19 protein-coding genes are annotated in these 17,056 nt (G+C 73.2%); 9 read left to right on the forward strand and 10 right to left on the reverse strand.

Features of this window, described 5'->3' with window-relative positions; all coding sequences use genetic code 11:
• Positions 1-2: 2 nt before the first annotated feature.
• Positions 3-557: a methylated-DNA--[protein]-cysteine S-methyltransferase gene (locus tag B446_RS10215; protein ID WP_020939349.1), complete on the forward strand. Its 555-nt coding sequence runs from the start codon at positions 3-5 to the stop codon at positions 555-557.
• A gap of 14 nt (positions 558-571) precedes the next feature.
• Here B446_RS10215 and B446_RS10220 read toward each other — a convergent pair whose 3' ends face one another.
• Positions 572-1,000: a VOC family protein gene (locus B446_RS10220; protein WP_020939350.1), complete on the reverse strand. Its 429-nt coding sequence runs from the start codon at positions 998-1,000 to the stop codon at positions 572-574.
• A 99-nt stretch (positions 1,001-1,099) separates the two neighbouring features.
• Between B446_RS10220 and B446_RS10225 the strand changes: the two genes are divergently transcribed.
• A complete protein-coding gene (locus B446_RS10225) occupies positions 1,100-2,008 on the forward strand; it encodes a pseudouridine-5'-phosphate glycosidase (RefSeq protein WP_020939351.1) in 909 nt (302 codons plus the stop codon).
• Positions 1,993-2,922 (forward strand): carbohydrate kinase family protein, encoded by a 930-nt coding sequence (locus B446_RS10230; protein ID WP_020939352.1) that lies wholly within the window; start codon positions 1,993-1,995, stop codon positions 2,920-2,922. The genes B446_RS10225 and B446_RS10230 overlap by 16 nt, the downstream gene beginning before the upstream one ends.
• A gap of 109 nt (positions 2,923-3,031) precedes the next feature.
• Here B446_RS10230 and B446_RS10235 read toward each other — a convergent pair whose 3' ends face one another.
• Positions 3,032-3,826, reverse strand: coding sequence for a methyltransferase (locus tag B446_RS10235; RefSeq protein WP_020939353.1), 795 nt, complete (start codon positions 3,824-3,826; stop codon positions 3,032-3,034).
• Between the two features lie 174 nt (positions 3,827-4,000).
• Between B446_RS10235 and corA the strand changes: the two genes are divergently transcribed.
• Entirely contained in the window at positions 4,001-5,128 is a 1,128-nt protein-coding gene (corA, locus tag B446_RS10240) for a magnesium/cobalt transporter CorA (RefSeq protein ID WP_020939354.1), read from the forward strand.
• A 92-nt stretch (positions 5,129-5,220) separates the two neighbouring features.
• Here the strand turns inward: corA and B446_RS10245 are convergent, their stop codons facing one another.
• Complete coding sequence (locus tag B446_RS10245) at positions 5,221-5,853, reverse strand: hypothetical protein (RefSeq protein ID WP_020939355.1); 633 nt, start codon at positions 5,851-5,853, stop codon at positions 5,221-5,223.
• Between the two features lie 144 nt (positions 5,854-5,997).
• Here B446_RS10245 and B446_RS10250 point away from each other — a divergent pair, with 144 nt between their 5' ends.
• The 3 genes from B446_RS10250 (at position 5,998) to B446_RS10260 (ending at position 9,216) form a co-directional block, all read left to right on the forward strand.
• The gene (locus tag B446_RS10250; protein ID WP_078614673.1) at positions 5,998-6,690 is read left to right on the forward strand and encodes a DUF2293 domain-containing protein; all 693 of its coding nucleotides are present in this window, start codon (positions 5,998-6,000) and stop codon (positions 6,688-6,690) included.
• 368 nt (positions 6,691-7,058) lie between these two features.
• On the forward strand, positions 7,059-7,538 hold the full coding sequence (locus B446_RS10255) for a DUF1772 domain-containing protein (protein ID WP_043477963.1): 480 nt from the start codon (positions 7,059-7,061) through the stop codon (positions 7,536-7,538).
• 190 nt (positions 7,539-7,728) lie between these two features.
• The gene (locus tag B446_RS10260) at positions 7,729-9,216 is read left to right on the forward strand and encodes a glutamate synthase subunit beta (protein WP_020939358.1); all 1,488 of its coding nucleotides are present in this window, start codon (positions 7,729-7,731) and stop codon (positions 9,214-9,216) included.
• Between the two features lie 138 nt (positions 9,217-9,354).
• Here the strand turns inward: B446_RS10260 and B446_RS10265 are convergent, their stop codons facing one another.
• The 3 genes from B446_RS10265 to B446_RS10275 all read right to left on the reverse strand — a co-directional run bounded on the left by B446_RS10265 (position 9,355) and on the right by B446_RS10275 (position 10,903).
• Positions 9,355-9,699, reverse strand: a complete 345-nt coding sequence (locus tag B446_RS10265) for an SAM-dependent methyltransferase (protein WP_020939359.1) — start codon at positions 9,697-9,699, stop codon at positions 9,355-9,357.
• An 88-nt stretch (positions 9,700-9,787) separates the two neighbouring features.
• Positions 9,788-10,042, reverse strand: a complete 255-nt coding sequence (locus B446_RS10270; RefSeq protein ID WP_020939360.1) for a DUF397 domain-containing protein — start codon at positions 10,040-10,042, stop codon at positions 9,788-9,790.
• Positions 10,043-10,903, reverse strand: a complete 861-nt coding sequence (locus tag B446_RS10275; protein WP_020939361.1) for a helix-turn-helix domain-containing protein — start codon at positions 10,901-10,903, stop codon at positions 10,043-10,045.
• A 222-nt stretch (positions 10,904-11,125) separates the two neighbouring features.
• Between B446_RS10275 and B446_RS10280 the strand changes: the two genes are divergently transcribed.
• Complete coding sequence (locus B446_RS10280) at positions 11,126-11,767, forward strand: ATP-binding protein (RefSeq protein ID WP_078614674.1); 642 nt, start codon at positions 11,126-11,128, stop codon at positions 11,765-11,767.
• A complete protein-coding gene (locus B446_RS10285; RefSeq protein ID WP_020939363.1) occupies positions 11,764-12,192 on the forward strand; it encodes a hypothetical protein in 429 nt (142 codons plus the stop codon). The genes B446_RS10280 and B446_RS10285 overlap by 4 nt, the downstream gene beginning before the upstream one ends.
• Before the next feature lie 339 nt (positions 12,193-12,531).
• On the opposite strand, the gene B446_RS39485 is transcribed toward B446_RS10285, so the two are convergent.
• The 4 genes from B446_RS39485 to B446_RS10300 all read right to left on the reverse strand — a co-directional run bounded on the left by B446_RS39485 (position 12,532) and on the right by B446_RS10300 (position 16,824).
• Complete coding sequence (locus B446_RS39485; protein WP_162473330.1) at positions 12,532-12,705, reverse strand: hypothetical protein; 174 nt, start codon at positions 12,703-12,705, stop codon at positions 12,532-12,534.
• 223 nt (positions 12,706-12,928) lie between these two features.
• Positions 12,929-13,573, reverse strand: a complete 645-nt coding sequence (locus B446_RS10290) for a DUF899 domain-containing protein (RefSeq protein WP_020939364.1) — start codon at positions 13,571-13,573, stop codon at positions 12,929-12,931.
• Between the two features lie 198 nt (positions 13,574-13,771).
• Positions 13,772-15,715, reverse strand: coding sequence for an FUSC family protein (locus B446_RS10295; RefSeq protein WP_020939365.1), 1,944 nt, complete (start codon positions 15,713-15,715; stop codon positions 13,772-13,774).
• Positions 15,716-16,101: 386 nt separating this feature from the next.
• Positions 16,102-16,824 carry a nucleotidyltransferase domain-containing protein gene (locus tag B446_RS10300; RefSeq protein WP_052352264.1) on the reverse strand — a complete coding sequence of 241 codons (723 nt, stop codon included), beginning with the start codon at positions 16,822-16,824 and terminating at the stop codon, positions 16,102-16,104.
• Positions 16,825-17,056 lie beyond the last annotated feature (232 nt).

Raw genomic sequence — 17,056 nt, forward strand, 5'->3', positions numbered from 1 at the left:
GCATGGACAGCCATGGGCAGGACGAGCAGCGGGTCGTGTGGGCCGTCGTGGACACCGGCATCGGCCCGCTGATGCTGGCGGCGACCCGCGAGGGCCTGGTCAACGTGGTCTTCCACGCCTCGGACCCGGTGCGCGAGCGCGCCCTGGAGCGGCTGGCGGCCCGGCTGGGCACGGAGCTCGCCGAGGACCCGGACGCCCCGGTGCTGGCGGAGCCGATACGGCAGGTGAAGGCCTACTTCGCGGGCGATCGCCACGCCTTCGACCTGCCGCTGGACTGGTCGCTGATCTCGGGCTTCAACCGGCAGGTGCTGCGCGAGCTGGCCTCCGGCGTCCCGTACGGCACGGTGGTGGGGTACGGCGACCTGGCCGGCCGGGTGGGACAGCCGGGCGGCGCGCAGGCGGTGGGCGCCGCGATGGGGGCCAACCCGCTGCCGGTCGTCGTTCCGTGTCACCGCGTGGTGGAGAGCGACGGCGGCATAGGCGGTTTCGGCGGCGGGCTGGAGGCCAAGCGGAAGCTGCTCGCCCTGGAAGGCGTGCTGCCCGAGCCGCTGTTCTGACGGCCCGGGCGCGGCTACGTGTAGTGCCGTGCTTCGATCACGTTGCCGTCGGGGTCCCGGAAGTAGAAGGTGCCGGTGGCCGAGCCGCGGGCGCCGAAGGAGCCGTGTCCGACGTCGGTCATGGGGACGCCATGAGCGGCCAGGCGGGCCCGCAGGGCGTCGAAGCCGGCCGGTGACAGCGACAGACAGACGTGGTTCACGGGGTGGCCCGCGCTGTCGGCGGAACCGGGAAGCATGTCCATGCGCGGCGCCAGCCCGTACGGCGCGAGGTCAAGGATGGTCTCCTCGTTGACGCGCACCGAGGGGAACGACACCCTGCCCGCGGCGAACTCCCCGACCCTCACGGGTTCGAGGCCCACGGACTCCTGGTAGAAGCGGGCCGCCGCGACCGGGTCGGTCACCCACAGCACGACGTGGTCGAGACGGACGGTGTGGTCGGTCATGCCGTCCAGGCTGGTGGCATCCCCCACAGACGGCAAGCGTTTAGCCGGAGGTGCCGCCCGCCAGAGATGAGGAAGGACCGACGGACAGGAGGCGGGCGCGTGGTGCTGGTGGTGTCGCAGGAAGTCCGGGAGGCGATCGACGCGCGGCGGCCGGTGGTGGCGCTGGAGTCGACCATCATCGCGCACGGGCTGCCCCGCCCGCGCAACCTCCAGGTGGCGCTGGAGCTGGAGGACGTGGTGCGGCGGGAGGGCGCCGTCCCCGCCACCATTGCCGTGCTGGACGGGCAGCCGCACATCGGCCTCGACAAGGAACAGCTCGAACGGGTCGCCAACGAGGACGGCATCCGCAAGCTGGGCCACCGCGACCTGCCGCCCGCCGTGGCGGCCGGGGCGAGCGGGGCGACCACGGTGTCGGCGACCGCACAGCTCGCGGCGCTCGCGGGCGTCCGCGTTTTCGCCACGGGCGGCCTGGGCGGCGTGCACCGGCAGTGGACGGTCACCCAGGACGAGTCCGCCGACCTCGGCCTGCTGGCACGGACCCGGATCACGGTGGTGTGCGCGGGCGTGAAGTCGATCCTGGACGTGCCCGCCACCCTGCAGCGTCTGGAGACCCTGGGCGTGACCGTCGCCGGGTACGGCACCGACCGGTTCCCCGGCTTCTACCTGTCCGACTCCGGTCACTCGGTCGACTGGACCCTGGACAGCCCGGAGCAGGTGGCCGAGGTGATGCGGGCACAGGACGCGCTGCACGCCCCGGACGCGGCACTGATCGTCGCCAATCCCGTACCGGAGGAGCAGCAGCTCGATCCCGGACTGCACGCACGCGTGCTCGCCGACGCCCTGCGCGCCTGCGAGGAGGAGGGCGTCACCGGCCAGGCGGTCACGCCGTTCCTCCTCGACCACCTGGTCCGGCACACGGACGGGGCCTCGTTGGAGGCCAACCTGGCGGCGGTGCGCGGCAATGTGCGGCTGGCGGCACGGATCGCCACCGCGTGGACGAGGGGGTGACCGGGGGCCGGGACGGCGCGCTGCTGGTCGTCGGGGACGTCGTCACCGATGTCGTCGCCCGGCACCGGGAACCGCTGGCCACGGGCACGGACACGGCGGCCGCGATCCGCACCCTGCCGGGCGGCGCGGGCGCCAACGTGGCCTGCTGGGCCGCCCACACCGGCTGCCCGGACGTACGGCTGCTGGGACGGGTGGGTGCGGACGCGGCGCAGTGGCACGAGCGGGAACTGCAGGCGGCCGGAGTGCGGCCTCACCTGGTGGTCGACCCCGAGGCGGCCACCGGGACGGTGATCTGCCTCGTCGACGCGGGCGCGGCGGCCGAACGCACCTTCCTGACCGACAGCGGAGCCTCCTTGCGGCTCGAACCCGCCGACTGGTCCGACGCGTTGCTCGACGGCGTCACCCGGCTGCACCTGTCGGGCTATCTGCTGTTCTCGGAGCCGAGCCGGGAACTGGCCGCGGTCGCTCTCGCCGCGGCACGCGCACGGGGCGTACGGGTCAGTCTGGACCCGGCCTCGGCGGGGTTCCTGGCGGAGTTCGGCGTGGACCGCTTCCTCGCCTTCGCGGAGGGGCTGGACGTGCTGCTGCCCAGCCGGGACGAGGCGTGCCTGCTCACCGGGCTGCCCGAAGCGGACGACGCCGCCGCCAAGCTGAGCCGGCTGGTTCCGCTGGTGGTGGCCAAGTCGGGTCCGGCGGGGGCTCTGGTCGCCCGGGCAGGGAAGGTGCTCGCCCGGGTTCCCGCCGCACCGGCGGCCCCGACGGACACCACGGGCGCGGGCGACGCCTTCACCGGCGCGTTCCTCGCCGCGCTGCTCACGGGCGCCGATCCGCGGCAGGCGGCGGCCCGGGGGTGCGAGGCGGGGGCGCGGGCCGTTGAGCGGGTGGGCGGGAGGCCACCGCACCAGGGCAGCTGAGCCCGTCGAGGGGCAGCGAGGGTGGGGCGTACCGCGCGTCCGCCCCGCGGACGACCGCGTCGCTCGCGCACGACGACACCCGCCCACGACACCGTTCGGGCATCCGGCCTCAGCGCTTGCGCCCCCACGCCGAGATCATCAGCGCGGTGGCCAGGTCCATGCCGCCGGCCGCCACGTTGGCCAGGTGCCGGTCGATGTCCTCGTCGGTGGCCAGGCCCGCCGCCACGAGACGGCCGCGGATCTGACGGACCGTGGCGGACTCCAGGGCCGCACAGGCGGGAGAGGTCATGGGGAAGTAGGCGTCGGCCCGGACGTCGTCGAGTCCGGCCTCCCGGAGCAGGCGCGGCAGCCTGCGACCGTAGGACAGGTCCGCGCCGCGATCGGCGAGCAGTTCACGAAAGCCCCGCCGCAGCCGGTTGGCGAGCCGCTCCTCCGGACCGTGCTCGTCGGGGCAGGTCAGAGGCTGTAGGGCCGGGTCCGCGTCCTCGACCAGCAGCGTTCCACCGGGCCGCAGCGCGCTGATCATGGAGCGCAACGCCCTGTCTCGGTCCGGGACATGGACCAGGACCAGCCGGGCGTGCACCACGTCGAAGCCCACCCCCGGCGGCTCCTGTGCGCCGACGTCGTGCACGAGCACCTCGACGGACGGACGGGCCACGGAGGCGAGCCGCGAAGTGTCGATGTCCGTCGCCACGACGTGGCCGGTGGGCCCGACCCTGTCGGCGAGCCAGGACACCACCGACGTGCCACCCGCCCCGACTTCCCAGCACCGCATGCCAGGAGCGAGCCCGAGTCCCTCCAGATGCCGGAAGGTCGTGGGGTCGAAGAGAGAGGCGAAGGCGTCGAAGCGCTCCTGCGCCTCGCTCTGCTGGTTGCGCAGGAGATATCCGTCGGACGGTTCCATGCCCCGATCATCCCAATCCCCCTCGGCCGGTGCGCCTCCGACGCCTCGTCCACAGGCGGGAACCAAGCGGAATGAGTTGTTCCCACAGGCTCGCTCGCGCCGTTCGCCGGACTGGCACACTTGCCGGACAGGCGCGAAGGCGATGCGCGAGGAGAGCCACGCGAGGAGATCCGGATGTCCATGGCAGGGAACCTGCGCAAGGTCACAGAGCTGGGCAAGGTCGGCGGTCTGCGCAAGGTGGCGCGGCTGGCCCGGCGGCGCCCGCGCGTCGACCTGAGCCATCCCGCCCGGTCACCGCTGGGCTCCTCCGTCGTCAACTGCGTGACCTACCAGGACGGTGCCCGGGTTCCCGGGTGCGCCGACCTGGTGGACGCCGTGGAGATGGTACGCAAGAGCGGTGAGGGTTTCGTCTGGCTGGGACTGCACGAGCCGACGGACAGCGAGTTCACCGGCATCGCCGAGCTGTTCGACCTGCACCCGCTGGCGGTCGAGGACGCGGTGGAAGCCCACCAGCGCCCGAAACTGGAGCGGTACGGGGAGACGCTGTTCGCGGTGTTCAAGACCGTCTGCTACGTGGAGCACGAGCAACTGACGGCGACGAGTGAGGTGGTCGACACCGGCGAGATCATGGTGTTCGTCGGCGAGGACTTCGTCATCACCGTACGGCACGGACGGCACGGCTCCCTCGGCCCGCTGCGCGAGGAGCTGGAAGCCGATCCACAGCAGCTCGCCAAGGGGCCGGCGGCGGTCCTGCACGCGCTCGCCGACCATGTGGTGGACGACTATCTGACCGTCACGGACGCGGTGCAGGCCGACATCGACCAGGTCGAGACGGACGTGTTCTCGGAGAACGGCGCACGGGCCGATCCGGGGCGCATCTACCAGCTCAAGCGTGAACTCCTGGAGCTGAAGAGGGCGGTGATGCCGCTCGCCCGCCCGGTGGAGGACCTGGCGACCCGGCCGATCCGGGTGATCGACCCGGAGATACAGGCGTACTTCAGGGATGTGCTGGACCACCTGATGCGGGCCAAGGAGCAGATAGCCGCGTTCGACGAACTGCTCAACTCGATCCTGCAGGCGCACCTCGCCCAGGTGACGGTCGCGCAGAACGAGGACATGCGGAAGATCACGGCCTGGGCGGCGGTGATCGCCGTCCCGACGATGGTGTGCGGCGTCTACGGCATGAACTTCACGTTCATGCCGGAGTTGCACTGGCGGGTGGGCTATCCGCTGGTCATGGGAGTGATGGCGGCGGCCTGCCTCGCGCTGTACCGCGGCTTCCGGCGCAACGGCTGGCTCTGAGGAGGCCGTGGGGGCCGGCGACACCGGCAAGTCGCGGGGGGCTGTGTCGGGAGGCTCCGCCTCGTCTCGGCCGGGGCACCTGACTGGTCGGGTCAGCCGTTCCAGGCGGGGTGCCGTGGATCGTCGGCCCGGACGAGGACGTCCGCCGTCCCGGCCGGATCGGTCTCGGCCTCGTAGCGCTCGAAGGCGGGGAGCGTCCAGTGGTCGGACTCAGGGGTACGGCGACGCAGGGCGCCCGGGGAGAGGAGGACGTGCACGGTCAGGTCGAAGGGGAACCAGTGCCGCAGCAGGAGGGGGCCATGAAGCAGCAGACAGCCGCCGGCCGGTAGCGAGACGTAGGGACTGCGGGTGGCCCGGTCGGTGACGGGGTCCCAGAGGTCGGGCAGGACGCGGCCGCTGCCGCCGGGGTCGAGGGGCGTGAAGACCTCGCGCCACAGGGCGCTCGTGTCGAACCAGCCGCTGTAGTAGGACTCGATATCCCGTCGCCCGTACTCCAGCCGGACGGAGGCGGGGCGCAGGAAGCCTTCCGCGCCGACGACCAGAGAAGGCCGTCCGCGTACCCGCAGCGCTTCGGCCACGCGCTCGGCGAGGTCTCCGGGCCGGGCGGCTGGTACACCGTCGAAGCAGACACGCGGCCAGGCACCCCCGTCGGCCGGCTCCAGGTCCAGCAGCCGGTCGGCGAGCAGCTCGGCGAGCCGGTCCCAGGTGATCGCTTCGAGTCGCACAGGCCCATGATGCCGGGTGGGCCGGGGGGACGGCGCTGGGAGGAGGGGTGGGAGGGGAGGGAGGGGGAGGGGGAGGGGCCCCTCCCCCTTGTCGGTCGGCAGTCGGTGCGGGAGGAACGTCGCCGGGCGGGGAAAGTACCGCGTATGGCGCGTACCGCAACTGCGTTGCTTCCCGACGGACTTGTCGCTGTTCAGCCCCTGCGGCAGAAGCGCTGTGCCCGGTGCCGGCGTGGGCCGCTTTCGCTGGTGGTGCTGGAGGACGGGGCGCCGTACTGCTTGCACTGCGTGGATCTCGGGCATCTGGTGTTCCTGCCGCGCGGTGACACCGCGCTGACCCGCAGGGCGCGGGAGGAGAGCACCCTGTGGGCGGTGGTGGTGCGGTTCAACCGGCGCAGGAGCCGGTACGAGCGGCAGGGGCTGCTCGTGGAGGAGGCGGCGCTGGTCCGGGCCGAGGCGCGGTGTCTGGCGGACGCGGAGGCGCGGCGCCGGCGGCGGGCACGGGACGCGCGGCGCAGGGGGGTGGAGGACGAGCGGTTCGCGGCGGCGTTCGCGGCGGAGATCATGCGGCTGTTCCCCGGGTGCCCAGCGGAGCGGGCCCGGGCGATCGCGGCGCATGCGTCGGCGCGAGGCAGCGGGCGGGTGGGGCGCAGTCCGGCCGGGCGGGCGCTGTCGGAGCGGGCGGTGATCTCGGCGGTCGTGGCGGCGGTGCGGCACGTGGACACGCCGTACGACGAGCTGCTGATGCGTGGTGTGCCGAGGTTCGAGGCGCGGCGGTGGATCGCGGCGACGGTGGAGGGTGTGCTGCGGGGATGGGCGGGGGCTGCTGAAGCGGGCTGAGGTCGGGCGGCCGGAGCGGTCGGGGGTGGACGGACCTGATGCGCAGGGCCCGCCGGGCCCTACCTGCCGTAGAGCCCTGACGCCCCCTTCCCGTCGGCCGGCCCCCTCCCCCTATTGCCCCTCCCCTGTCCCCTCTCTCCCGCCCCCGTCCCGCGCCCCGGTCCCCCGCCTTCCCGTCTCGGTTCTCCGGTCCTCGTTCCGGCTGGCGTAGAGGGTCACGTATGTGTTCGCGGCGCTCGGCCATGGCTCGGGGGTGGTCGTGGGGCATTCACTGGAGGTGAGGCCGAGGCCGAGGGCCGGGGCGGGTGACGGCTGGGGGTGGCTGGGCGGCTCGTGGTGGGTGGGTGAGTGGTGAGTGGGGTGTCATGGTGATCGACGGACCGTTCTTCGTGCTGGTGGTGCTGGGTGCGCTGGGGGCCGGGCTGGTGGCCGGGGTGTTCTGTGGTTTCTCGACCTTTGTGATGCGGGGGCTGGCGGCCCTGCCGCCCGCGCAGGGGGTCGCCGCGATGAACGCGATCAACAGGGCGGCTCTGCGGCCGGCGTTCATGCTGTTGTTCTCCGGTTCGGCGGTGCTGTGTGTGATCGTCGCGGTGGTGACGTTCGTGGTGTGGCCGGTGGCGGGGAAGGTGGAGCTGCTGCTGGGCAGTGCTCTGTTCCTGTGCGGGGCCTTCGGGCCGACCGCGGTCGCGAACGTGCCTCGTAACGAGCGGCTGGCCGGGCTGGTGCCGGGCGGCTCGGAGGCGGCCGTGTACTGGCCGGTGTACGTGCGGGAGTGGACGTTCTGGAACCACGTCCGGACGGTGGCCTCCGCCGGGTCGGCGCTGCTGTACGTGCTGGCGCTGGCCTGAGTCCGGGCCGGTGAGGCAAGCAGGTCCGGGCCCGTGAGGCATGCGGGTCCGGGCCGGGGAGGCAAGCGCTGTCGGCCACTCTGCGCGGGCCACGGCTGGGACGTATCGTGGCCGGAAGGGTGCCGCCCGATGACGCACGGCCCGTCGTACACCGGGTGCCTCCCGGTACGCGTACGCGAGGAAGACGACCATGGCCGATCCCAAGGGGTTCATGAACACGCCGCGCCAGGAGTGGCCGCGGCGTCCCGTCGAGGAGCGGGTCCGGGACTGGGACGAGGTCTATGTTCCCGGGGCGCTGCTGCCGATCATCAGCAAGCAGGCGGATCGCTGCATGGACTGCGGTATCCCGTTCTGCCACCAGGCCTGTCCGCTGGGCAATCTGATCCCGGAGTGGAACGACCTGGTGTCCCGGGAGGACTGGCGGGCGGCGAGCGACCGGCTGCACGCGACGAACAACTTTCCGGAGTTCACCGGGCGGCTGTGTCCGGCGCCGTGTGAGGCGGGGTGTGTGCTGGCGATCAACCAGCCGGCCGTGACCATCAAGAACGTGGAGTGTGCGATCGCCGACCGGGCGTGGGAGGACGGTCTGACGCCGCCGCGGCCTCCGGACCGGCTGTCGGGGAAGACCGTGGCGGTGGTGGGGTCGGGGCCGACCGGGCTCGCGGCGGCGCAGCAGCTGACGCGGGCGGGGCACACCGTGGCGGTGTACGAGCGGGATGACCGGATCGGGGGGCTGATGCGGTACGGGATTCCGGGTTTCAAGATGGAGAAGCACCATCTGGAGCGGCGGATCGAGCAGATGCGGGCGGAGGGCACGAGGTTCCGTACGTCGACGGCGGTGGGGCGGGATGTGCCGGCGGACGAGTTGCGGGCGCGGTACGACGCGGTGGTGCTGGCGACGGGGGCCACGGCGTGGCGGGAGCTCGCGGTGCCGGGGCGGGAGCTGGCCGGGATCCATCAGGCGATGGAGTATCTGCCGCTGGCGAATCGGGTGTGCGAGGGGGATCTGGAGGTGTCGCCGCTGTCGGCGGCGGGGAAGCACGTGGTGATCGTGGGGGGTGGGGACACGGGGGCGGACTGTCTGGGGACGGCGGTGCGGGAGGGGGCCGCGTCGGTGACGCAGCTGGACATCTACGCGCAGCCGGGTGGTGAGCGTGACGAGGACAGCGAGCCGTGGCCGACGTATCCGAAGATCTACCGGTTGTCGGCGGCGCACGAGGAGGCGCGGGATCTGCGGACGGCTCCGGCGGCGGACGCGGACGCGCGGTTGTTCGCGGCGTCCACGCTCCGTTTCGTCGGTGACGAGGGCGGGCGGGTGCGGTCGCTGCATCTGGTGGAGGTGGACGGGTCGCGGCAGCCGGTGGCGGGGACCGACCGTACGTTGCCGGCCGATCTGGTGCTGCTCGCGCTCGGTTTCTCGGGGCCCGACCGGGAGGACGGGCTGGTCGACCAGTTGGGGCTGGAGATGGTGCCGCGCGGCACGATCGCCCGGGACGGCGAGTTCGCGACGAACGTGCGTGGTGTGTTCGCGGCCGGGGACGCGGCGCGCGGGCAGTCGCTGATCGTGTGGGCCATCGCGGAGGGGCGGGCGGTGGCGGCGGCGGTGGACCGCTATCTGACGGGCGGTTCGCAGCTGCCGTCGCCGATCTCGCCGCACGACCGTCCGATGGTCGTGTAGCGGCGGGACGACCACGGATCCTCGAACCGGTCCTCACCTCGGGCGTCCGGGGGCGGGGTCCCGAGGTGAGCGTCCGGGGCGGGGTCCGGGGGCCGTTGCGAAGGATCGGAGCGAGCGGCCCGGGCCCCGCCGGTGGTGCTACGGCTTGCGGGCCACCGCGGCGTAGCCGGGGATCACGCCGTCGTCCTGTCCGGGGACGGGTTCGCCGAGTTCGGGGTGCCAGGGGTGGACGATCTGGACGCCGGGGTCGGCCAGTTCCGGTCCGTCGAAGCCCTGGTGGGCGAGCCGGCGGGTGGCGCGGTGCGTGAAGGCGCGGTTGACCCGTGCCATGACGGGGACGCGGGGGTCGAGGGCCGGCATCTGCCGGCCCATCTCCTCGTCGTCGGGGTAGTTGTCCTTGCCGCCGAGGTACCAGTCGTACGTGCGGGCGGGGTGCGGTCTGCTGGTGTCGATCCCGACGGTTGCCGGGTCCCGCCCTGTCATGTGGCACTCCCTGGGCGTCTGACGCATCCGATGATCAAGTGTTCAGCAGGATGAGGAAGTTGTGCGCGTAGCAATCATCATGGGTGGTTCAGGAGAGGAGGAAGTCGGCCTCCCCCGCTTTGGCGCCCTCGATGAAGGCGGTCATCTCGTCGGTGGTGTAGATCAGCGCCGGTCCGTCCGGGTCGGTCGACTGGCGTACGGCGATGCGGCCGTCGGCGAGTTTCATCGCTTCCAGGCAGTTTCCGCCGTTGCCGCCGCTCCAGGGCTTGTGCCAGCCCTCGTTGCCCAACTCCCGCGCGGGCATGCCGTTGTAGACGTGACTGCGCGGCTTGATGCGGTCCATTCACAGCTCCTTGCGGAGATCCTGGAGGATCTCCTTCGTGCGTTGCGCCGTGGCGGCCTGCGCCGCCATGCGGTCCATGACCTCCAGGTGGGTCGCCACCTCGGAGCGCGCGTCCAGGTAGACGGCGCCGGTGAGGTACTCGCTGTAGACCATGTCCGGGAGTTCCGACATGGCGAATCGGAACAGTACGAAGGGCCCGTAGGTGCCGGGGTGCGGTCCGTTGGCGAACGGGGCGACCTGGAGTGTCACGTTGGGCAGGGTCGTGGCCTCGAGCAACTTGTCGATCTGCGCGCGCATCACGTCCGGTCCGCCGACCTGGCGGCGCAGGGCGGTCTCGTCCATGACGGCCCAGAAGCGGGGGGCGTCCGGGCGGGTGAGCAGGGCCTGCCGCTGCATGCGCAGGGCGACGTGCCGTTCGATCTCGTCGGGGCTGGTCTGGCCGATGGCGCCGGACGTGAGTACACCGCGGGCGTAGTCCTCGGTCTGGAGCAGGCCGGGGGCGAAGTGCGGTTCGTAGGAGCGGATGAGGGCGGCCGCGCCTTCCAGGCTGACGTACATGGAGAACCAGCCGGGCAGGATGTCGTGGAAGCGCTGCCACCAGCCGGGCCGGTTGGCCTCCTCGGCCAGTTGGACGAAGACCTCGGCCTCGCCGTCGGTGACTCCGTAGGCCTTGAGCAGGAGTTGGAGGTACGGGATCTTGAGGGCGACCTCGGCCGTCTCCATGCGGCGGATGGTGGCGGGGGCGACGCGGAGGACCTGGGCGGCTTCCTCGCGTTTGAGCCCGGCGCGTTCCCGCAGGTCCAGCAGGCGCCGGCCGAGGACGACCTGGCCCACGGTCGGCGCGGACCGCGGTTCGCTCACGTTCTCACCTCCGACACAGCAGTCCGCTCCGGCAAAAAGAATCCGCACAGCCCTGCGGCGCCGTTCGAAGACTCTTTCGACTGTCCGGTGGGATCGTCGGGGGTCTCAATTGGCGCCGCGCGAGGTGCTGTTGCGAGCAGTGTGCCACGGTCCCTGACCGAGTCACACCGCACTCTGCATTTTTCAGAGTGACACTTGCCAAGTGTTCACGCCGGGGAGATAGTGGCAAGCGTGATTCCGTCCGCGCCCTTAGGAACAGACGCTGCCGCAGGCCGTCCCGGTCTCGGTACCGCAACGGGAGCAGCCCCAGGTGGGGGCGCTGCCGAGCGCCGGTTCCGCTTCGAGCTGGCCGCACATCCGGGTTCCCCCGCGCAGGCGAGACGCCTGACGCGTGCCCGGCTGACCGGCTGGTCGGTATGTGCGGACACCTGTGACACCGCGGCGCTGGTCATATCGGAACTGGTCACCAACGCGATCGTGCACACCGCGAGCAGTCGGGTGGTGTGCGAGCTGCACGACCACGACGACACGGTGCGCATAGCCGTTCGTGACGAGGGCTGTGCGCCCGGTGAGCCCCACCCGTCCCCGCAGCGGCCCGACGAGGAGCACGGGAGGGGGTTGCTTCTCGTCGACGCGCTGTGCCGGGCCTGGGGGGCCCAGGAACACGGGCCGGGGCTGTTGGTCTGGGCCGAGCTGGCCCGCCGGAGCGACGCGACCCGTGACGCTGCGGAGCCACGTAACGACCTGGGCTGGGGCGCCCGCCCCAAGCCGGACGGCCCGCCGCCCGGCCCGGGCGAGGAGGAGCCGGCCGAGGCCCGGCACGTGGCACCGCAGCGGCGGCACCCCGCCTGGGGGCAGCCGTGAACGGCGTCGCCGATTCCGGCCGGCCGCTCGGCCTGGACACCTTGGTGCGCCTGGGCCGTCGGCAGCACGCGCCGGCCCCGGCGCGCCGCCTGCCGGTGCCCGAGGGCATGACCTCGCCGCTCGGCTGCGACGCCGTGGCGGTACCCGACCGTCTGGGGCCCCTGGTCGTGCCCCGGCTGCCGCGGGTCGGCTGTGTGTACACGGACGGCGCGCGCTGGTGGTGGATCGTTCCGTCGGACTCCGACTACGCCCTGCCCTGGCCCGCACCCGCCCAGTACGCCCCGGGGGCTACGCTGCCCGCCGCGGCGCGTCTGATCCACCGCCCCGAGGGCACCGTGCCCTACACGCCGCCGATCCCCCTGTACCTGGCGCTGTGCCGGGTGACCGGGACGACTCCGGACTGGTCCCGGGGCATCTCGGCCTGACGCCGGCGGGAGGGCTGGGCGAAGGCGGGCGGGGGCCGGCGGCCTCGGCGTCCGCACCCGAATCCGTCGCCGCTCACGCCGTCCGTCGTCGCCGGGGCCGCATGCGTCGCCGCCGCACGTGCCATCCATAGCCGCTCACGCCTATCGTCGCCGCCCGTGCCGTCCATCATCGCCGGGGCCGCACACGTCGCCGCCGCACGTGCCATGCGTCGCCGCTCACGCCTACCGTCGCCGCCCGTGCCGTCCGTCGCCCGTCGGGCCGTCCGTCGCTGTTCGGGCCGCCGCGACCTCGCGGCCGACCGGTGGCGCCCTGTCGCTGCGGCCCGGTCCGGCCGGGTCTCACTCGATGCCGTCGCCGCCGCGCACGATGACGAGGAACGTGTCCGTCGCGAGGTCCATGACGACCTCGGCCGCCATGCCTTCGAGACGTCGAGCGTGCGCGAACTCCTCCGCGGGCCACGAGCCGCGCGGGCCCCCTGCGGAAAAGCGCTCGAGCACTGTTCGCCCGTTCACCATCTCGCACCTCCAGAAGCGTTGTACTTGAAGGAGTTAACGCTCTGGAGAGGGGAAACGCCTCGCTCGGTGACCCTACTGAGACCTTGTTGACACCCTTTCAGCGCGGACGGTGAGAATCCGTTCACCTTGGGACACGAACGATACGTTCAGCGACTGTTTCGCGACCGTACGTCTCAGTCGTCCCACGCGTCTCACGGTCCACGCCGCCGCTACGGGCGTCTCAGTCGTCGTACTCGTCGTGGTACCGGACCGGCTCGCCACCGCGCGAGTCGCGGCCGAGCGCGGTGAGGTCGAGCAGCCCGGCGATGGCGCCGAGACCGTCGAGGCCGTCGTCGTGGACCGAGTAGGTGTGGAAGACCTGGTCGCGGTCGCGCAGGAAGCAGCTGAGACCCGGCCGATCGACCAGCTCCCCCGCGCGCTCCACCGTGGCCTCGAAGTCGCGGTTGAAGTCGCTGTGGCAGGAGGAGTACCAGGGCACCGCCCAGCCCATCCGCGCCTTGAACGGCAGGAGCCGGGTGAAGGGGGCACGGGAGACGGCCGCGAACGACGTGTCACGGGCGCGCAGATGGGCCAGGTGGCCGACCTGGTCGAGGAAGGCCGCGCAGCACGGGCAGCCCGTCTCCCACTCGGGGGCGAACATGAAGTGGTGGACGACGAGCTGGGTGCGGCCCTCGAAGAGGTCGAGGAGGGTGGCCTTGCCGTCGCCGCCCTCGAAGACGTACTCCGGGTCCACCTCGACCATGGGCAGCCGCCGCCGCTCGGCGCTCAGCACGTCGCGCGCCCGCCTGACCGTCTCCTCCTTGCGCAGCAACTCCTCGCGCGCCACGCGCCACTGCTCGCGCGTGACGATCTCCGGAAGTGACATGGGTCCTCCTGTCCGACGGCCGGTGCGCAGTGGTGACCGGCGGCGCGGACGGAACTCATCGGCGTGCGGGGCCTCTTCCGGATTTTTTCTCTCCGCCGCTGCCGGGACGGCACCCGTACCCACTCCCCCCAGGTCTCGTCCGGCGCCGCCGCCGAGCCCGCAGTCGCCGCCGAGCCCGCAGTCGCCGCCTCGGGAGGCCTACGCGGCAGCCGTGCGCCGGTTCCCGAGCGACCGGGCGGTGGCGGACAGGCCGACCCGCTCGCCGCGCCGCTCCCATTCGTCGAGCAGTTGTTCCAGTTGCCGGGCGTGGTGCGGGGTGAGAAGGCCGGTGTCGTCGAGGTGCACGGCGCAAGCGGTGGTGGTGTCGACGAGGCGTTCGAGGACGGCGGCGACGTCGTCCGTGCCCTCGGTGTGCCGGGCGAGGGCGGGCAGTTCCGCGGCGGCGAGCGCGATCGCGGTGCGGGCCTCGGAGAGGGTGCGGTAGGCCTCGCGGCGCAGCACCCAGCGTTCGGCGCGGTCGTCGGACCCGCCCAGGACGTGCGCCAGATAGGCGTGCGCGGCGTCCCCGGCAGCGCCCAGTCTGGCGCGTACCCCGCCGCCGCGCCTGCCCGGCATCGGCAGGTGTCCCACGATCAGGACGATCGCGCAGGCCAGCAGCGTCTCCCCGATCCGGCTGACGGAGGCCTGGGCCTCGCCGCCGACCATGACCAGGGCGAGCACCAGGACGGTGCACACGGTGGTGAGGGCGGCGAAGTTCCGGGTGGAGACCGGGACGAGCGCCCCGCACACCGCCACGAGCACGACGAGCCCCTCCGGCCGCGGCAGCAGCGCGGCGAAGACCGCGAACACCAGGGCGCCGAGGACGGTTCCGGCCGCCCGGGCCAGCACGCGGGAGGCGAGCGGCCCGAGGTCGGGCTTGACGAGGAAGACGGCGGTGGCGGGCAGCCAGTACCAGTGCTGGTGCTGGCCGTACCAGCGGCTGTGGTGCAGGGCCTGGGCGACGGCTGCGCCCGCCCCGAAGCACAGCGCGACGCGCAGCCCGTACTCCCGCCCGCCGGTGCCCAACGCGGCCCGGACGGCCGCCCCGGCGTCGCGCCGCCGGGCGAACAGCCGGTGCCCGTCGCCTTCGGCGTGCCGTGTGCCGCGTACGCCCTGGGCCCGGTCGAAGGCGTCCGCGGCACGCAGCAGGGCGTCGTCGAGGGCGCGCAGGGCGGGCGCGGCGGGGGTCCCCTCGCGCGAGCGATGCCGAGCGTGGGGGAGGCCGGGTGCGGGCAGCGGACCGGTGCCCGTGTTGCCCCGGACGGCCGCTGCCAGTCGCCGGGGGCCCTGCGCGGCGCGCGCGGAGAGGGGCTCGCCCGCCCAGGCGAGGGCGGTGGCGGCTTCGGCGAGCGGCAGCGCGGCGGCGTACTGGGCGTGCAGCCGGCGCTCGGCCGCCGAGCTCGCCTGCCGGCGCAGCCGTGGCCCGGCGAGTGCGTCCTGGGCGTGGTCGAGTGCGGCGGTGAGGTCGGCCCGGCGGGCGGTGGCAGCCTCGCCGCCCACGGCGTCGAGCAGGGCGGCGACGGCGTCGTAGACGTCGGCGACCGCCTCGCGCTCACCGTCGAACCGGAAATCCCCGGTGAGCGACCCGGGGGTGGGCAGCGCGAGCCGCAGCAGGAGCAGCCAGCCCGCTCCGGCGAGGAAGGCGAGGGCCCGCTGCCAGCCGCTCTCGGCCGCCGGCATCCCGGCGCCCACGGCTGCCGTCACCAGCAGCTGGGTGCCCGCGGCGGAGGCGACGGGCCCGACCGCGCTGACGGCGCCGGCGACGAGCCCGAGCGCGGTCAGCAGCAGGGTCAGCGGCACGGCGGGCAGCCACTGCCCGGCGTACGTCCCCACGAGCAGCCCGAGGGCCCCGGCCAGTGCGGGCACCCCGAGCCGCCTGACGGAGGCCCGCCGGCTGCCGGGCCGGTCGTTGATGCCGACGAGCATCGCGGCGATGGCGGCCAGGACACCCATCGCGGTACGGCCGTTGAGGACACCGGTGAGCAGGAGCGGCCCGGCGGCGAGCGCGCCCCGCGCCACCGCGCTCCACGGGACGGGACCGCGCTGGGTGCGCAGGGCGTGGGCGAGCCAGGGCGGCGGGGACAGTGCGGCGCGGCGCGACACGGGGCTCCTGTTCGTACGAGGGCGGGAGATGTGCCTTCGGACGACGGTGGCCGGGCTGTGGTGTGCGACTTCCACGGTAGATCACGTCCCACACGCGAACGGGGCGGGCGTGTTTCGGTGAGGTGAAAGGTGGCGGGGAGGGGCGGGTTCTTCGTGAACGCAACGGGGCGCGGCGTGGGGCGATGACGCTCCCTCGTCATGGCCGGGCGTCCGCTCCCTCGCCACATGGCCGGGCGTCCGCTCCCTCGTCACATGGCCGGGTGTTCGCTCCCTCGTCACATGGCCGGGCGTTCGTTCCCTCGTCGTGGCCGGGCGTTCGCTGCCACGGCAGGGCCGCTCGGCGCTGCGGCCACAAGGCTCGGTGGCACCTTCGGGGCCGATCGGTGTCACGGACGCCGGGTCGCCCGGTCGATGATCCGCTCCGCCGTCCCGATCGCGTCGGTCAGCGCCTCCGGGGCCGGTCGTAGTGCGGCCATCACCTCGTCGATCCGGCGCAGACCGGCCCGCTCCAGCAGCCGTTTCTCGTTCGTCACCCATTCTCCGCGCGCCGCCAGCACCGCGTGGCCGGCTTGTACGGCAGCGGTGGCCAGTGCGCCGGCCACCTCGGTGAGGCGGCCCTGCGGGGCGTGGCTGGCCCTGGCGTAGGCCAGGGTTGCCCGGGCGGTGCCCGCCCAGCGCTCAGGGGCGGTCCGGCGCAGCTCGGGCGGGTACGCCTCCGGGCGGGGCAGCTTGCCGCGCAGCACCTGGTTGAGGGCCAGCTCGGCGACGACCAGGTAGCTGGGAATCCCCGCGAGATGGAACAGCAGCGGCTCCACCCGGAACCGTCCCGCCCCCGCCTCCGCCAGTTCGTGCTCGACCACGTCCAGATCCCGGTAGTGCACGTCGACCCGGCGTCCGTCGATGGTCAGCCAGGCCCCGCCGTTGAACACACCGCCGCCCCAGCCGCCGATCTCCGACACCTCGCCCTCCCAGCCGACGGAGCGCAGGTCGGCGGGGTCGAAGGCGCGCCGGTAGTAGACGGCCAGGTCCCAGTCACTGTCCGGGGTGTGGGTTCCCTGGGCCCGGGAGCCGCCCAGGGCCACCGCCTCGACAGCGGGGAGCGTGGCCAGGCGGTCGGCGGTGGCGGAGAGGAAGTCGGCGTCGGAGTCACGGTCGACGTTGTGAGCGGAGTCGTCATCGAAGTCGTCGACGGAGTTCGGGAGGCTGGGCACGGGTGGACTCCGGGGTCGGGGGGGGGTCGTGCGGTGGGGGCCGGGGCGACGAGCGTGGGGTGGGTGGGACGCGGTGGGGCGGGCTGGTGGAGGCGCGACAGCTAAGCGCGTGCGTGCGTGCGTGCGCGTG

The sequence above is a fragment of the Streptomyces collinus Tu 365 genome (assembly GCF_000444875.1).
GTDB lineage: Bacteria > Actinomycetota > Actinomycetes > Streptomycetales > Streptomycetaceae > Streptomyces > Streptomyces collinus_A.

Coding starts and splice junctions, on each gene's coding strand:
- B446_RS10235 (WP_020939353.1), bottom strand. CDS start 3,826: ATGGAACCGTCCGACGGATATCTCCTGCGCAACCAGCAGAGCGAGGCG.
- B446_RS10265 (WP_020939359.1), bottom strand. CDS start 9,699: ATGACAGGGCGGGACCCGGCAACCGTCGGGATCGACACCAGCAGACCG.
- corA (WP_020939354.1), top strand. CDS start 4,001: ATGTCCATGGCAGGGAACCTGCGCAAGGTCACAGAGCTGGGCAAGGTC.
- B446_RS10215 (WP_020939349.1), top strand. CDS start 3: ATGGACAGCCATGGGCAGGACGAGCAGCGGGTCGTGTGGGCCGTCGTG.
- B446_RS10220 (WP_020939350.1), bottom strand. CDS start 1,000: ATGACCGACCACACCGTCCGTCTCGACCACGTCGTGCTGTGGGTGACC.
- B446_RS10270 (WP_020939360.1), bottom strand. CDS start 10,042: ATGGACCGCATCAAGCCGCGCAGTCACGTCTACAACGGCATGCCCGCG.
- B446_RS10250 (WP_078614673.1), top strand. CDS start 5,998: ATGGCGCGTACCGCAACTGCGTTGCTTCCCGACGGACTTGTCGCTGTT.
- B446_RS10290 (WP_020939364.1), bottom strand. CDS start 13,573: ATGTCACTTCCGGAGATCGTCACGCGCGAGCAGTGGCGCGTGGCGCGC.
- B446_RS10260 (WP_020939358.1), top strand. CDS start 7,729: ATGGCCGATCCCAAGGGGTTCATGAACACGCCGCGCCAGGAGTGGCCG.